This window comes from Gilliamella intestini (genome assembly GCF_900094935.1).
Taxonomy (GTDB): Bacteria; Pseudomonadota; Gammaproteobacteria; order Enterobacterales; family Orbaceae; genus Gilliamella; species Gilliamella intestini.
Map to the genome: position 1 here is coordinate 21,547 of NZ_FMBA01000012.1, position 15,638 is coordinate 37,184.

General features: G+C 34.6%; 12 protein-coding genes and 2 pseudogenes. 2 read left to right on the forward strand and 12 right to left on the reverse strand.

Going from position 1 to position 15,638, the window contains the following annotated elements; all coding sequences use genetic code 11:
* Positions 1-144, forward strand: a pseudogene (locus GA0061080_RS12400) (IS481 family transposase); the annotation flags it as partial.
* Positions 145-163: 19 nt separating this feature from the next.
* Here GA0061080_RS12400 and GA0061080_RS04705 read toward each other — a convergent pair.
* The 12 genes and pseudogenes from GA0061080_RS04705 to rpsU all read right to left on the reverse strand — a co-directional run.
* A pseudogene (locus GA0061080_RS04705) lies at positions 164-359 on the reverse strand (helix-turn-helix domain-containing protein); the annotation flags it as partial.
* Positions 360-491: 132 nt separating this feature from the next.
* The gene (thrC, locus tag GA0061080_RS04710; protein WP_091121890.1) at positions 492-1,781 is read right to left on the reverse strand and encodes a threonine synthase; all 1,290 of its coding nucleotides are present in this window, start codon (positions 1,779-1,781) and stop codon (positions 492-494) included.
* A gap of 110 nt (positions 1,782-1,891) precedes the next feature.
* Positions 1,892-2,830 (reverse strand): homoserine kinase, encoded by a 939-nt coding sequence (gene thrB / locus GA0061080_RS04715; RefSeq protein ID WP_091121894.1) that lies wholly within the window; start codon positions 2,828-2,830, stop codon positions 1,892-1,894.
* Positions 2,831-5,287 (reverse strand): bifunctional aspartate kinase/homoserine dehydrogenase I, encoded by a 2,457-nt coding sequence (gene thrA / locus GA0061080_RS04720; RefSeq protein ID WP_091121897.1) that lies wholly within the window; start codon positions 5,285-5,287, stop codon positions 2,831-2,833.
* 348 nt (positions 5,288-5,635) lie between these two features.
* Positions 5,636-5,965, reverse strand: a complete 330-nt coding sequence (locus GA0061080_RS04725) for a hypothetical protein (protein ID WP_034914101.1) — start codon at positions 5,963-5,965, stop codon at positions 5,636-5,638.
* A gap of 139 nt (positions 5,966-6,104) precedes the next feature.
* A complete protein-coding gene (locus tag GA0061080_RS04730; protein WP_091121901.1) occupies positions 6,105-6,860 on the reverse strand; it encodes an SDR family NAD(P)-dependent oxidoreductase in 756 nt (251 codons plus the stop codon).
* A gap of 182 nt (positions 6,861-7,042) precedes the next feature.
* Positions 7,043-7,495, reverse strand: coding sequence for a universal stress protein UspA (uspA, locus tag GA0061080_RS04735; RefSeq protein ID WP_065589863.1), 453 nt, complete (start codon positions 7,493-7,495; stop codon positions 7,043-7,045).
* Positions 7,496-7,558: 63 nt separating this feature from the next.
* Positions 7,559-9,073 carry an inorganic phosphate transporter PitA gene (pitA, locus tag GA0061080_RS04740; protein WP_091121905.1) on the reverse strand — a complete coding sequence of 505 codons (1,515 nt, stop codon included), beginning with the start codon at positions 9,071-9,073 and terminating at the stop codon, positions 7,559-7,561.
* 69 nt (positions 9,074-9,142) lie between these two features.
* On the reverse strand, positions 9,143-10,114 hold the full coding sequence (locus GA0061080_RS04745; RefSeq protein ID WP_091121909.1) for a bile acid:sodium symporter family protein: 972 nt from the start codon (positions 10,112-10,114) through the stop codon (positions 9,143-9,145).
* 73 nt (positions 10,115-10,187) lie between these two features.
* Positions 10,188-12,029 (reverse strand): RNA polymerase sigma factor RpoD, encoded by a 1,842-nt coding sequence (gene rpoD / locus GA0061080_RS04750; RefSeq protein WP_091121912.1) that lies wholly within the window; start codon positions 12,027-12,029, stop codon positions 10,188-10,190.
* Positions 12,030-12,110: 81 nt separating this feature from the next.
* Positions 12,111-13,892: a DNA primase gene (gene dnaG, locus GA0061080_RS04755; RefSeq protein ID WP_065635186.1), complete on the reverse strand. Its 1,782-nt coding sequence runs from the start codon at positions 13,890-13,892 to the stop codon at positions 12,111-12,113.
* Positions 13,893-14,037: 145 nt separating this feature from the next.
* Complete coding sequence (gene rpsU / locus GA0061080_RS04760) at positions 14,038-14,253, reverse strand: 30S ribosomal protein S21 (RefSeq protein ID WP_065635185.1); 216 nt, start codon at positions 14,251-14,253, stop codon at positions 14,038-14,040.
* A 182-nt stretch (positions 14,254-14,435) separates the two neighbouring features.
* Between rpsU and hemB the strand changes: the two genes are divergently transcribed.
* A complete protein-coding gene (gene hemB, locus GA0061080_RS04765) occupies positions 14,436-15,443 on the forward strand; it encodes a porphobilinogen synthase (RefSeq protein ID WP_091121916.1) in 1,008 nt (335 codons plus the stop codon).
* The last annotated feature ends 195 nt before the right edge of the window (positions 15,444-15,638 follow it).

Genomic DNA, 15,638 nt, shown 5'->3' on the forward strand with positions numbered 1-15,638 from the left:
CATATTAAAGGTATAGGGAAAATATACCAACAAACATTTATTGATACCTATTCCAGACTCGCTTTTGCTAAAGTCTATACCGAGAAAAACAGTCTGATTGCTGCCGATATGCTCAATGATAAAGTGCTTCCTTTCTTTGACAGCGTAAAAGTGGCACTTGTTCATTGTCAAAGATAGGCTTTTTACGACTGATTTCTTGAAGCGCGAGCTCACCCCCTTGCTCATACAGTTTTTTAAAGCGATAAATAGCTATCTCGACTGTATCCCATGACTTTGCAAGCTTGTTGAACGTTACCGAGTTGCTTAGCTAATTCTAGCTGTCCTAATTTAGGTTTAATGATTTTGGCGGTTTGATTCATTTCTGACTCTCCTTTTTGTGTTATAAAACAATCCAAATGTCATATCAAGCAAAGACTATTACAGAAAAAAATACGGAATTATTTTTGCATATTACCGTAATTTATTAAATTACGGTAATAAATACGAGGGTTCTATACATATAAATTAGTTAAAAAATCCCTTAATTTAGCAAAATCATCAGGCATACAATGAGAAAGTAACGTCATATCAGCTCGCTCTGCTAACTCTTTAGGCAATGGAACTGATTTACCTAAAATATCTTCAACCACTTCTTTAAATTTAGCAGGATGTGCCGTACCTAAAAATAGTCCATATTCACCCTCTTGTAACTGATCACGCAGTGCTCGATAAGCAATTGCACCATGAGGTTCAGATAAGTAACCTTTTTGATCAAGTTCACAAACAGTTTGCTTTGCAACTTCATCCGAAACAGTAGCATGACCGAGTGATTTAAGATCCCATCCCTCACGCTTGTAAATCTCTTCGATACGTGGCCAGTTATTTGGTTGGCTTACATCCATTGCATTTGATAATGTTGCAATGGTTGCGTGAGGTTCCCACTTACCGGTTTCTAAATAACGAGGTACTGTATCATTGGCATTCGTTGCGGCAATAAAGCGTTTAATAGGTAACCCCATTGTTTTCGCAAGTAGACCAGCTGTTAAGTCACCAAAATTGCCACTCGGCACAGAAATAACCAGTTGTTCACGTTGGGGTGATGTGAGTTGTGCAAAAGCTTCAAAATAGTAACAGATTTGTGCTAATAATCGGCTAATATTAATTGAGTTAGCGGAGTTTAAACCTATTGTTTTTTTCAAATCTTCATCATCAAATGCTTTTTTAACTAAGGCTTGACACGCATCAAAGTCACTTTGAATAGCAATTGTATGTATATTATCACCTAAAGTACAAAATAACTTTTCTTGTAATGGACTAATTTTACCTTCTGGGTATAAAATCACGACGCGAATATTTGGTAAATGATAAAACGCATGAGCAACAGCCGCACCAGTATCGCCAGAAGTAGCAGTCAAAATAGTAATTTTTTTGTCAGCAGCAACTTGCACTAAAGCTTGCGCCATAAAGCGTCCACCAAAATCTTTAAATGCTAATGTTGGTCCATGATATAGTTCTAATGAACCAATATCTGCTTCCACAGAAGTTACTGGAGCAGGGAATTGAAATGCATTTTTAACAAGTCTATGCATATCATCACTGCTAATTTCATCACCAATAAAAGCAGATAAGATCCTGGCACTTCGAGAAATGAAATCAAGTTTTAATAACGACTCAATTTCGGCTGATGAAAATTTAGGTAATTGTTGAGGAAAGAATAAACCTTGTCCTCTTCCTAATCCTTGTTGAACTGCTTGTGCAAAGCTAACTTGCTGGGAATGATCTTTTAAGTTATATAATTTCATAATATTTTCCGGTTATCTTTATGCTGTAATATTTCACTCTTCGTAATATCAACTTGTTCAATAATAGTTGTCATTTTTGTTATATTTAACTCTACTTTTTATAGTAAACATCAAATAACTCTTGTTCCTTGAGTATCAATTTTACAAATATGAGTAAAACCTTCATCATTTTGCAAATAATATTTTTTAAGTAATAATTCAATTTGCTGAGCTGTTTCAAGTTTATCTGCAATCACAAACATTGTTGGCCCTGAACCTGAAATCCCCGATGACAAAGCACCAAGTTGCTTAACCCGTTTTTGAGTTTCATCAAAATTAGGTAATAATTGTTTACGATAAGGCTCAGCAATATTATCAAAAAGCATTGTGGCAGCCAGCTTAGGTTGTTTGGTATAACAAGCATGCAAAAATCCCCCCACATAGCGACCATGTGCTATACAATCAGACCTTTGATATTGAGCAGGTAAAATTGCACGTGCTTCAGCTGTTGATACCTTTATGCCTGGATATGCCATCACCCAATACCAATCATCAAAATGCGGAATCGACTCACTAATTATACCCATCTCATTAAGAATAAGTTGCATCCCACCTAAATAGCAGGGCGCAACATTATCATAATGCACACTGCCCGAAATACGACCTTCAAGTTCTCCCATCATGGATAACATTTCAAATTCATTAAAAGGTTTATCAAAAAACTCATTTAATGCAACCAATGCACCAACTACTGAGCACGCACTTGAACCTAAACCAGAGCCAATTGGCATATTTTTTTCAAGAGTCATACTAACAGGTAAAGTTTTGCCCATTGCTTGACAAAATCGCTGCCAACATTGAAATACAATATTACATTTTGGATCACGTGGTAGTTTTTGGACAAATTGACCTTTGCTAGTAAGGGAAAATTCGTTAGCAGATTCAACGGTAATACAGTCACCAAGCATAGTGCCATTAATTGGGCTAATTGCTGCGCCCAATATATCAAAACCAACGCTAATATTAGCCATTGATGCAGGCGCATAAACGGTTAAAGATTTATGACTCATTTAACCTCCGATTTTACCTGATGTTGTACGTAAAATATCAGCAAAAACACCTGCTGCAGTAACATCATTACCAGCACCATAACCACGTAATACAAGAGGAATAGGTTGATAATAACGAGTATAAAAAGCTAAGGCATTTTCGCCATTTTTGACTTTATAAAGAGGATCTTCACTATCGACAGCTTCAATTCTAACACTGCATTGATGGTTTTCTATGCTACCCACATAACGTAGAACTTTACCTCCTTTTGCTGCTTGTTCAGATTTTGCTTTAAACTGTGCATCTAACTGCGGTAATTTGGTCATGAAATCATCAATGCTACCTTGTGCATATTCAGGAGGTAATACGGATTCGACATTGATTTGATCCAATTCTAATTGTAAACCTGATTCTCTAGCTAAAATAAGTAACTTTCTAGCTACATCGGTTCCAGATAGATCGTCTCGAGGATCAGGTTCAGTAAAACCTTTCTCTTTAGCCAATTTAGTTGCTTCAGACAGTGACATGCCTTCATCAAGTTTACCAAATATAAAAGAAAGCGATCCAGATAGAATTCCCGAAAACTTGATTAACTCATCACCTGCATTAAGTAGATTTTGAAGATTTTCAATTACCGGTAACCCAGCCCCTACATTGGTATCATATTGGAATTTACGCTTACTTTTTGCAGCTTCTTGGCGTAAGCGTAAATAGTAGGCCATTGAGCTAGTATTTGCTTTTTTATTTGGTGTAACGACATGAAAGCCATTAGCTAAAAAATCAGCGTATTTATCAGATACTTCGCTACTAGAAGTACAATCAACGAGAATCGGATTAAGTAATCGATTAGATTTGGCAAACTCAATAATACTATCTAATGAATATTTAGTATCACTCTGTTTGATTTGATCACGCCAATTACTAAGCTCAATACCGTCTCGATGGGTTATGCTGTGCTTAGAGTTAAACAAGCCACATACTCGTAAATCAATCTGTTTATTTTTGAGCCATTTCTGTTGACGTCCGATTTGGTCGACAAGCGCACCACCGACCCCACCAACGCCAATAACAAAAACATCTAGCATTTTATCGGTACCAAACAACATTTGGTGGGTGACTCGCACTCCCATAACGGCAACATCATTATCAACAACGACTGAAATTGAGCGTTCAGATGAACCTTGTGCTATAGCAACAATATTAATATTAGCTCTGGCTAATGCTGTAAAGAAATTAGCTGATAAACCACGTAAGGTCCGCATGCCATCGCCCACTACAGAGATAATAGCAAGCCTTTCAATCACCTCGATCGGTTCAAGTAATCCATCTTTTAATTCTAAGAAAAATTCATCACTTAAAGCTTCTTCTGCACGATAAAGTTCTGTTTGTGGCACACAAAAACTAATGCTGTATTCAGATGATGATTGAGTAATAAGTACAACTGAAATGCCAGCATAAGACATCGCAGAAAAAACACGTGCCGACATACCAACCATACCTTTTAATCCTGGACCTGAAACATTGATCATTGCCATGTTATTTAAATTGGTAATACCTTTTACAGGTGTGGTTGAGTCAACAATATTAGCACCAATTAATGTGCCTGGCGCATCAGGATTATTTGTATTTTTGATTAAACAAGGAATCTGAAATTGGGCAATAGGTAAAATAGTTCTTGGATGAAGCACTTTGGCTCCAAAATATGAAAGTTCCATCGCCTCTTGATAAGACATTGTTTTTAGTAATTTGGCATCTGGTACAATACGGGGATCACAAGTATAAACTCCATCAACATCGGTCCATATTTCACAGCTATTTGCTCTTAAACAAGCTGCTAATACGGCTGCAGAATAATCAGAACCATTTCGCCCAAGCACAACTAATTCACCTTTTTCATTACCGGCGGTAAAACCGGGCATTAGAATAAAATTGTCTTGTGGAATGTGCATTTCAGCAATTCGATGAGTCGATTCAGGTATATTAACAGTCGATTCTAAATAATCACCTTCTGCAATAAGCATAGCAACAGGATCTATTACCGTGATCGTATGGCCTCTTGCTTTGAGAAGTTCTTGCATAATAGCAATTGATAGCTTTTCTCCACGACAAATAATTGATGCATTAATACTATCAGGACATTGACCGAGTAAACGGATACCTTCAAGTAATTGCTTAATATGATTTAATTCATTAAGAGCAAAATGCTTCATCTCTTCATAAGCAAAATTAGGTTGAGCTTTTGCAAGACCAGCTAATAGATCCGCAAATATCTTTTCAGCATCATAAATGTTACTTTTGATATCTTGCCCATCAACCGTTTTTTCAACCATGGCTACTAAATGGTTGGTAATTTTAGCAGGTGCCGATAAAACAGTAGCGGTTTGCTCCTGTTTAGCATTATTTTCAATAATTTCTGCAACTCGCAAAAAGCGTTCTGCGTTAGCAACAGATGTTCCTCCAAATTTTAAAACTTTCATATCACACCTTACTTATTATCTTAGTTTATGCCCATTACTATCTATAATTATAGTTTTTAGAACTTATTTATAGGTATCGAAAATCTTGTAGTCTTATTCATGCTAATTTCATTTTTAATTTTTTTGCACAGGTTAACTACTTTATTTCCATGCAAAATAAAAACCCGCCTTTAGGGGGCGGGTTTTTTAATATTTATTGAAAAAATCAACCCGCCCTAGATCGCATAATAGTACCTAAGGTGCTAATAATTCCTGTCATATTAACTAAAATTATCATGATCTTTCCTAAGAAATATTTAATTAAACTAAAAATAAAACAGCCCGACATTTTCATGTCAGGCTGTAATTTTAAAAAACCTTTTTGCTATTTTCGTATTCATTAACAACTTTATTCAATGCTTGATATATGCACTTTTCATCTTGTTTTTTTAATGCTTCATCTAAAATATTAAGATACGATAACATTAGCTTTTGATTATCTTCGGCAAATTGCGGCGATACTTCTTGATCTTCATATAACATAACATATGTACGAGCAAATCCAAAAATCAAAAAATAAACCGATGCATTTTTTGGATCTTCTTGAATTAGTGCTCTCATTGCCTTTCTTAGCTTTACATAACTATCAGTGCCAGGCAAACTTGTCGCAAATGTTTTCGTTACTTCAGAAAATGTCATTGCCATAAACCTCAATCAAAATTACAAGAAGAAAGAATAACAATCCATTAGCATAAGTGCAAGTCTATTTTGTTTGCCAAACAAATTTTTTTAATTTTCACTAAAAATCAACGGAAAAAACTTAATAATAAAAGTTATATTATTTGGCCTCTTTACAAACAGATAATCCTGCCGATGCTTGTGCAACAGGCATTATTTCCATTGAATTGACATTAAAATGATTCGGTGTATTAATTAACCAAGAGACAGTATTAGCTATATCTTCAGGAGTAATAAATTCAACACCTTGATAAACCTGTGCTGCCTTCTGGTTATCGCCATGAAAGCGAACATTTGAAAACTCTGTACCACCACATAATCCCGGTTCGATATTAGTAACTCTAACCTTTTTCCCTAATAAATCTGTACGCAAATTAGCACTAAATTGTTTAACAAAAGCTTTAGATGCACCATAAACATTTCCGCCTTTATAAGCATAAGTACCAGCTACAGATCCAAGATTAATAATATAACCAAAATTGCGCTCAACCATTTCTGGTAAAATTTGTCGAGTTAGATTTACTAGCCCAATAATATTAGTTTCAATCATTGTTTCCCAATCGTTATAATTTGCTTCATAAGCAGGTTCTAAACCTAATGCTAGACCTGCATTATTTATTAAAATATCTATGGGCTTAAATTCATTTGGTAGTTGCAATAAAATAGTATTTACTGCATCTTTTTTAGTTATATCTAATGGTAATGAAAAGAAATTAGCACCTAATTCATCTGCAAGGTTTTGTAGTTTATTTGCACGTCTAGCTACGCCTACAACTTTATAACCATCTGCTATAAGCTTACGACAAATAGCTTGCCCAAATCCAGAGGATGCACCTGTAACCAAAGCTATATTCATATTAAATCCCCTTATAAACTAAGTTAAAATTAGAGTATATTTCGATAAACGACTATATGCACAAACAAAAAGTAGTAAATAAAAATATACTGAAACACATAGTTACCTGAAAGTTTTTTACAAAAAACTATCTAATATCTATAAAAAAAACCCGCTAATTAAGCGGGTTGATATTTAATACTTCATTTAGCAGGTTCTTCAGCTGGTTCTTCATCTTTTAGCGGAACAATCAAGGTATCAATATGTGTATTATTGATAAGTTGACGAGCAGAAGACATCAACTTACTCCAAAAGTCCTGATGATGACCACACACGACAAGATCAGCGCCGTATTCATGAATTGCTTCGATTAATACTTGGTCAAATTCGCCATTCCCAGAAAGAGTATGAGCAATAGGATAGCCTGCATCATTGGCTAGTTTATTTAATGCAATATGTGCATCTTCAGTAATTCGGTCTTTCATATCATTCATATTAATATCAACTAAACCAGTATAAAGATCCGAATAATTAATACCAACATGAATCAATGATATCTGAGCATTATATGGCCTAGCCATAGAAACGGCTTTTTCGACAAGTACTTCACTTTCAGGTGACAAATCAACTGCAACTAATATATGTTTATAAGCCATGATACTTTTCTCCTTCCTATTTTTAACGCTCAAGTAAATTAAGCCAGTACTCTACTTTTACTACTAAATCAATTTTTGAGCAAGCCAAAAAAGTGACCCAGATAACAAAATTGAAATTGGAAGTGTTAAAATCCAAGTTAACGCAATATTTTTAATGGTCTTACTTTGAACGCCACCACCATCAACAATCATTGTACCAGCCACAGATGAAGAAAGAACTTGAGTTGTTGATACAGGCATTCCAGTATAACTTGCAATCCCAATTGATAAAGCCGTAGTGATTTGTGCAGACACACCCTGTGCGTAAGTCATTCCTTTTTTACCAATTTTTTCACCAATAGTAATAGCTACACGACGCCAGCCTATCATTGTTCCAATTGCTAGCGCTGAAGCTACCGAAATAATGATCCAAATCGGCGCATATTCAACAGTTTTAAGTAAATCGTTATTCAAAGATTTCAGATATTGTTTTTCCTCTGCTGTTACATTAGCTTGTTTAGCAACATGCGAAACAGTATCCGATAAACATAATAATATGCGTCTAGCTTGTGAACGTTGTTCAACAGTGAGCGATTCATAATTATTGATTTTATTAAATAAATTATGAGCAATACCCAGTGTGATAAATGAATGTGAATAGTCACAATGATACTTATTCAAATCGTCTTCTGGAATACTTGTGTCTAATGCAGGTTGTTTACCTATTATCGTAGTTAGATCATCATTGTGAGTAATAAAGTACTCCTGAATATTGTCAATAGCATTACGAGTGTTAGTAATATCATAGGTAGACGCATTCATATTAACAATAAAGCCAGCAGGAGCAATACCCATTAATACTAACATTAATAAACCAATACCTTTTTGTCCATCATTAGCACCATGAGAAAAACTCACACCTGCAGCTGAGATAATAAGCATTATCCGGATCCAAAATGGCGGCTTTTTCTTACCATAAAGTTTTTCTCGCTGCTCTGGAGTCATAAAGATGCGTTCTCTTTTTTTACTACTCTTTTTACTTTGTCCTTTACGTGTCCAATACTTACGTAGAAAAAAGATCATTAACCCAGCAATAACAAGACCAACTATTGGTGAAACAATCAAGGATAAAAAGATTTGAATCATCTTAGGAATATTAAGTGCGTCAATAATTGATGTATCCATAACCAATGCATTTGCAAGTGCTACTCCAATAATAGAACCAATTAAAGTATGTGAACTTGATGCAGGAATACCAACATACCAAGTACCTAAATTCCAAATGATTGCTGCAAATAAAATAGAAAAGACCATAGCAAGCCCATGAGTAGAGCTTACATTAAGTAATAAATCAGTTGGTAACAAATGCACAATGGCATAAGCCACACTAAGCCCACCAAGTAGTACGCCAAAGAAATTAAATACTCCGGCCATAAAAACTGCAAGTTGTTCTTTCAATGCCCTTGTATAAATAACAGTGGCAACAGCATTAGCAGTATCATGAAATCCATTAATAGCCTCATAAAAGAGTACAAAAAGTAAAGCTAAGACTAATAATATAATGGTTGAAAATTCTAAATCAGCAAATAGATGAAACATAATATATCTTTCTGTTGTTAATTAGCACCGCTATTATCCTTGAGAATAAGCTAATGAGCAAAACAATTTTTATATTTTTCGTTTAGCATAACGTGCAGCCAAAAAAGCACAAATCATTAATTGGATTTGATGGAAGATCATTAAAGGTAGTATCAAAATACCCATCATCGACATAGGGAAGATAACACTTGCCATTGGAATGCCACTTGCTAGGCTCTTTTTTGAACCACAAAATACAATTGTGATCTCATCTTCTTTACTAAAACCAAAAAATCTTGCGCTATAGGTGGTAATAAATAAAACTATAACTAACAGAATAATTGAGAAAAATATAATATTTAACAAAGCTAAAAAACCAACTTGCGACCATATACCATTAACGACCGCATCACTAAAAGCGACATAAACCACTAACAAAATCGACAAACGATCTGTTTTAGAAATAATATTTTTATACTTATCTATCCATTTACCAATAAAACGTCTAGATAAATGCCCAACAACAAAAGGCAACATCAGTTTTAGCATAATAGAGGTAATAGCATCAATTATGTTCATTGATGCCGAAGTTTGAGTATGTATTAACAATCCAACTAAAAGCGGAGTAATAAAAACCCCCAATAATGTTGATGCTGAGGCACTGCAAATAGCTGCTGCCACATTACCTTTAGCTATTGAAGTAAATGCTATTGCAGACTGCACTGTTGCTGGTAAAACACAAAGATAAACAAAACCTAAATAAATATCATGCGATAAAAAAGTGGGTACTAGTAACTGCATCATCATGCCTAAAACTGGGAATATTACAAATGTAGTTGTAAATATTAACAAATGTAATCGCCAATTTTTTATACCAGAGACAATTGCTTGAAAAGAAAGTTTTGCTCCATGCATAAAAAATAGCAAGCCAATAGCAAAAGTTGTAAGGTATTCAAAAACTGTTTTAGCCTGTCCTTGACAAGGAAAAAAGCTAGCTGTAATCACAACACAAATTAGAATCAATAAGAATGAATCAATCTTAACACGTTGAAATATATTCATGATTTTTAGTATCTTTGATTAACAAGAATAAAAAAATCGCCACAAAAGTGGCGATATACAAGAAAGATAAAATTTATTCTAAAAAACTGCGAAGCACATCAGATCGACTTGGATGACGTAATTTTCTCAGCGCCTTAGCCTCAATTTGACGGATACGTTCACGTGTTACATCAAATTGCTTACCAACTTCTTCCAATGTGTGGTCAGTATTCATATCAATACCAAATCGCATACGTAACACTTTTGCTTCTCTTGGTGTTAATCCTGATAAAATATCACGCGTAGCACTACGTAAACTCTCAGAGGTCGCCGCATCTAGCGGTTGCTCAAGTGCAGTATCTTCAATAAAATCACCTAAATGCGAATCTTCATCATCACCAACCGGTGTTTCCATCGAAATTGGCTCTTTAGCAATTTTAAGCACTTTACGAATTTTATCTTCAGGCATTTGCATGCGTTCAGATAACTCTTCAGGTGTTGGTTCACGACCTATTTCCTGTAACATTTGGCGAGAAATACGATTTAACTTATTAATTGTTTCAATCATATGTACCGGAATACGGATTGTTCTTGCTTGGTCAGCTATAGAACGAGTAATCGCTTGTCTTATCCACCAAGTTGCATAAGTTGAGAATTTATAACCACGACGATATTCAAATTTATCAACTGCTTTCATCAAGCCAATATTACCTTCTTGGATAAGATCTAAAAATTGTAATCCTCGATTGGTATATTTTTTTGCAATAGAAATAACTAGCCGTAAGTTAGCCTCAACCATTTCCTTTTTAGCTCGACGAGCTTTAGCTTCACCAATAGACATACGGCGATTAATATCTTTAATTTGCTCAATAGAAAGGCTTGTTTCAGTTTCGATTTGTTGTAACAAATCAACTTGAGCAGCAATTTGATTTTCAAAATCTGTTAAATTAGCTGCAAACGCATTTTTTGAAGTTAACGCTTTCTTAAACCAATCCATGTTATTTTCGTTACCAGTAAAATACGTCATAAATTGCTTTTTCGGCATTTTACATTGCTCAACACAGATCTTCATAATTGCACGTTCATGAGTTCTAACACGCTCCATCATGCTTCTCATGTTATTGACAAGAATATCAAATTGTTTAGCAACTAAACGGAATTGTTTAAAGATCTCTGATAGATTTTCTATCTCTTTTTGCGCTTTTTTATGAGCACGTCCATATTTTTTGATGGCATCAGACGTTTTATCATGTTGCTCTTTTAATTCGGCAAATTTAGCTTTTGCAACTTCAGGATCGATAGAAGCATCGTCATCAGTTGAAGAATCACTTTCTTCATCTTCATTATCATCGTCACTATCATCTATTTCAATTTCAGCACTGCTAACCTCTAAATCTTCCGGCAATTGCTCAGCAACTTCTTCCGCATTTGGATCAACAAACCCTGTGATCAAATCAGATAAGCGAACCTGCCCACTTTCAATTAAATTATATTGCTCTAAAAGATAAGTAATAGCCTCAGGATATTCTGATACTGAAGTTTGCACTTGATTAATGCCATCTTCAATACGTTTAGCAATATCGATCTCACCTTCGCGAGTCAACAATTCAACAGCACCCATTTCGCGCATATACATACGAACAGGATCGGTTGTTCTACCAATTTCTGACTCAACATTAGATAACACTAATGCTGTAGCTGCCTCAACGGCTTCTTCATCAGGGACATTATCTGAAAGTAATAACTCATCAGAATCAGGGGCTTCTTCAAGAACTTGAATCCCCATATCATTGATCATTTGGATAATATCTTCAATCTGATCTGAATCAATAATCTCTTCTGGCAAGTGATCGTTGACATCAGCATAGGTCAAGTATCCTAGCTCCTTACCTCGGATGATCAAGAGTTTTAACTGTGATTGAGAATTTTGCTCCATAAAAGGTATCCACTTTAGTTATTTGGTCATCTATATTATAGATGTAGAACAATATTAGAAGACTACATCTACACTATATATTTAGTCTTTTTTTGATAAAACAAGTATTAAAGTCGCCAATTCTTTTTTCTCTGCGGTACTTAAGCCGGAGACTCTCTCTTTTGCGATCAGTTCATCTTGCCTTTGGGCGAGTATATTATCATACAACTCTCTTAAAGTATGTGAAAATGTTGCATCTATTTGCTCATCTTGATAATGACACTCCCATGTTGATAAACGAATTAATTGTTTATAAAACGGTCTATCTATAAACTCTGTTAATATTTGTGCTGTTGTTATATTAGGGTGACGTTGGCATAATTCAAGTAATTCAATAAAGATCTCTATACCTGCCATTTTAACTTGACGAATCACATTTATATCAGAAACTTGCTCAGCAAGATTAGGGTATTGAAGTAATAAACCGATCAAAATACGCATCGTAGTTAGTTTCATTTGTGATACAGGCGCTTTTTCATTTGCCTTATCATCACCTTTAGATCGATTTTCAAGCATTAATTGTTCTAGTTGAGATACATCAAGTAAACCTAAATAATTACCAAGTTGTTGTAATAAATTTAATCTAAAGGTTTTTGCTTTAATTTGATCAAGTAACGGTAAAGCTAAAGAGCTCAATTTAGCTTTACCTTCAGGAGTTTTTAAGTCGACCTGTTTTAAAATCTCATCAAATAAAAATTTTGATAAATTTGGGGCTTCACTTAAATAATTTTCAAATCCTTCTTTACCAATTTTACGCACAAAACTATCTGGATCTTCATCTTGTGGCAAAAATGCAAAAGCAATTTTTTTACCATCAATTAAACAAGGCAATAACACATTAAGTGCTCGCCAGGCTGCACTTCGCCCCGCGTTATCACCGTCATAACAAAATATTACCGAATCGGTTGCTCTAAACAATAATTTAATATGCTCTTCAGATGTTGCCGTACCTAAAGCAGCTACAGCATAATCAATACCATATTGGGCTAGTGAAACTACATCCATATAACCTTCAACAACGATCAATTGCTGAGGATTACGATTAACTTCTAGCGTTTCATAAAATCCGTAAAGTTGAAAGCCTTTATGAAAAATCGGCGTTTCTGGGGAATTCATATATTTTGCCGGATCATTAATGATAGTTCGACCACCAAATGCTATAACATTTCCTTGTCTATCACGAATAGGAAACATAATTCGCCCACGAAAGCGGTCATATTGATTACCACTATCATTGGTAACTAACATGCCAGCTTGTTCATAAAGTTCTTCTTCGGCTTTTGTTTTAACTACATTTTGTAAAGTTAATCGCCAATCATTAGGCGAAAATCCAATTTTATAGCGTTGTATAATTTCGTCGTTAAGTCCTCGTTGCTTAAGATATTTTTGAGCATTAATGGATGTTGGCAATGTTAATTGTTGCTGATAAAAAGCTGTGATTTTATCCATTAAAGCATACAAATCACGACGAACATTTCGAGACGCAATATGTTTTGATTGATCGATTTGATTGTTTTCGTTGTCGACATAAGGGATCCGAATCCCCTGCATACTAGCCAATTCTTCAATTGCTTCAGGAAAAGATAGGTGCTCATATTGCATTAAAAAATTAACAACAGATCCCGATGCGCCACAGCCAAAACAGTAATAGATCTGTTTTTTTTCATTAAGAGAAAAAGAGGCTGTTTTCTCATCATGAAAAGGGCAACAACCAAAATAATTATTCCCTTTTTTTTTCATTTTAACCCGTTTACTAATCACATCAAGAATGTTAGTTCGAGCAATTAGATCTAAGATGAAATCGCGAGGAATAAGACCTTTCATGATAAAATTTTAACCAATTATGGTGTTATAGAAAGACAACAAGCCGTATCAAAAATACGGCTTGTTAGAATTCTTTATATTAAAAAGGTAATAAATTGATTTTTAATATCAATTCTAATTTTCAGTATAAATAATCTCAAAAATATTAATATAGACGAGTACGACGAGCGTTTTCTCTTTCTAATTTTTTAGCATGACGCTTAACCGCAGCTGCTTTTGCGCGTTTACGAACTGTGGTTGGTTTTTCGTAAAATTCACGATTACGAACTTCCGCTAAAATTCCTGCTTTTTCGCAAGAACGTTTAAAACGACGTAATGCTACATCAAAAGGTTCATTTTCACGTACTTTAATTACTGGCATGTGCCTCTCACCTCAAATTTGTTTAATATCACAAGGGAATAAATTAGTGCGCAATTTTACCTCTAATCAATATATCTTGTAAAGTAAAAAATAGAATTATTGTAACAAAGCAAATTAATTTGCTAATCAACATATAGCATCAGATAATAAATAAAATCTATAAAAATAATTAGGAGTTTTTTATGCCATCATTAATAACTGGACTATATCCCCATCGCCGCTTACGTCGTAATCGTACTTATGAATTTAGTCGGCGTATGCTTGCTGAACATAGTTTAACGGTAAACGATTTAATTTATCCAGTTTTTATTATTGAAGGTAATAATGTTACAGAACCTGTAACTTCAATGCCAAACGTTAATCGAATGAGTATTGATATTCTATTAAAAGAAGCAGAGCAAGTAGCCAAATTAGGAATTCCGGTTCTTTCACTATTTCCCGCTATTGAAGCATCAAAAAAATCTTTATTAGCGCAAGAAGCATATAACGAAAATGGATTAGTACCAAAAGCTGTTCGAGCACTAAAAAAAGAATTTCCAGAGCTAGGAATACTAACTGATGTTGCGCTAGATCCTTATACCACGCATGGACAAGATGGCATTATTGACGAACAAGGTTATGTACAAAATGATATCTCAGTTGAAACGTTAGTTAAACAGGCGTTAATACAAGCCCAAGCAGGTGTCGATATTATTGCCCCAAGCGATATGATGGATGGACGCATTGGCGCAATACGTAATGAACTCGAAAAACATGGCTTTACTAATACACAAATTATGGCTTATTCAGCTAAATATGCATCTTGTTTTTATGGTCCATTTCGTGATGCCGTTGGTTCAGCCCAAAATATAAAAGGTGGAAACAAAAAAACCTACCAGCTCGATCCTGCAAATAGTAATGAAGCATTACAAGAAATCTATCAAGATTTAAGTGAAGGTGCTGATATGGTCATGGTTAAGCCCGGCATGCCTTATCTTGATATCGTGCAAAAAGTAAAGGAAACCTTTGCCGTTCCTACTTTTGCTTATCAAGTTTCTGGCGAATATGCCATGTTAACAGCAGCAATTGAAAATGGTTGGTTAGATGAAAAATCGGCTATTATGGAGTCTTTGCTCTGTTTTAAACGTGCAGGCGCTGATGGTATTTTAACCTATTTTGCCAAACAAGTGGCTGGATGGTTACACCAATAAGAATAATATTTATTCAACACAAGTAATTACTGCTCTTTCTAAATTGGAAGGAGCATTTAGTTACCGCTCTAACATATCATGCATATAAAAATTGTATTATAACTCATATTATTTAGCCGTATGTATCTTTTTGTTTTTGTATCGACAATACAAAATTAATACTTAAAAATAAGTTAGCATTTATAAGAGGTTAGT

Coding starts and splice junctions, on each gene's coding strand:
- pitA (WP_091121905.1), bottom strand. CDS start 9,073: ATGTTTCATCTATTTGCTGATTTAGAATTTTCAACCATTATATTATTA.
- thrC (WP_091121890.1), bottom strand. CDS start 1,781: ATGAAATTATATAACTTAAAAGATCATTCCCAGCAAGTTAGCTTTGCA.
- thrB (WP_091121894.1), bottom strand. CDS start 2,830: ATGAGTCATAAATCTTTAACCGTTTATGCGCCTGCATCAATGGCTAAT.
- uspA (WP_065589863.1), bottom strand. CDS start 7,495: ATGGCTTATAAACATATATTAGTTGCAGTTGATTTGTCACCTGAAAGT.
- GA0061080_RS04730 (WP_091121901.1), bottom strand. CDS start 6,860: ATGAATATAGCTTTGGTTACAGGTGCATCCTCTGGATTTGGGCAAGCT.
- rpoD (WP_091121912.1), bottom strand. CDS start 12,029: ATGGAGCAAAATTCTCAATCACAGTTAAAACTCTTGATCATCCGAGGT.
- GA0061080_RS04745 (WP_091121909.1), bottom strand. CDS start 10,114: ATGAATATATTTCAACGTGTTAAGATTGATTCATTCTTATTGATTCTA.
- dnaG (WP_065635186.1), bottom strand. CDS start 13,892: ATGAAAGGTCTTATTCCTCGCGATTTCATCTTAGATCTAATTGCTCGA.
- GA0061080_RS04725 (WP_034914101.1), bottom strand. CDS start 5,965: ATGACATTTTCTGAAGTAACGAAAACATTTGCGACAAGTTTGCCTGGC.
- rpsU (WP_065635185.1), bottom strand. CDS start 14,253: ATGCCAGTAATTAAAGTACGTGAAAATGAACCTTTTGATGTAGCATTA.
- thrA (WP_091121897.1), bottom strand. CDS start 5,287: ATGAAAGTTTTAAAATTTGGAGGAACATCTGTTGCTAACGCAGAACGC.
- hemB (WP_091121916.1), top strand. CDS start 14,436: ATGCCATCATTAATAACTGGACTATATCCCCATCGCCGCTTACGTCGT.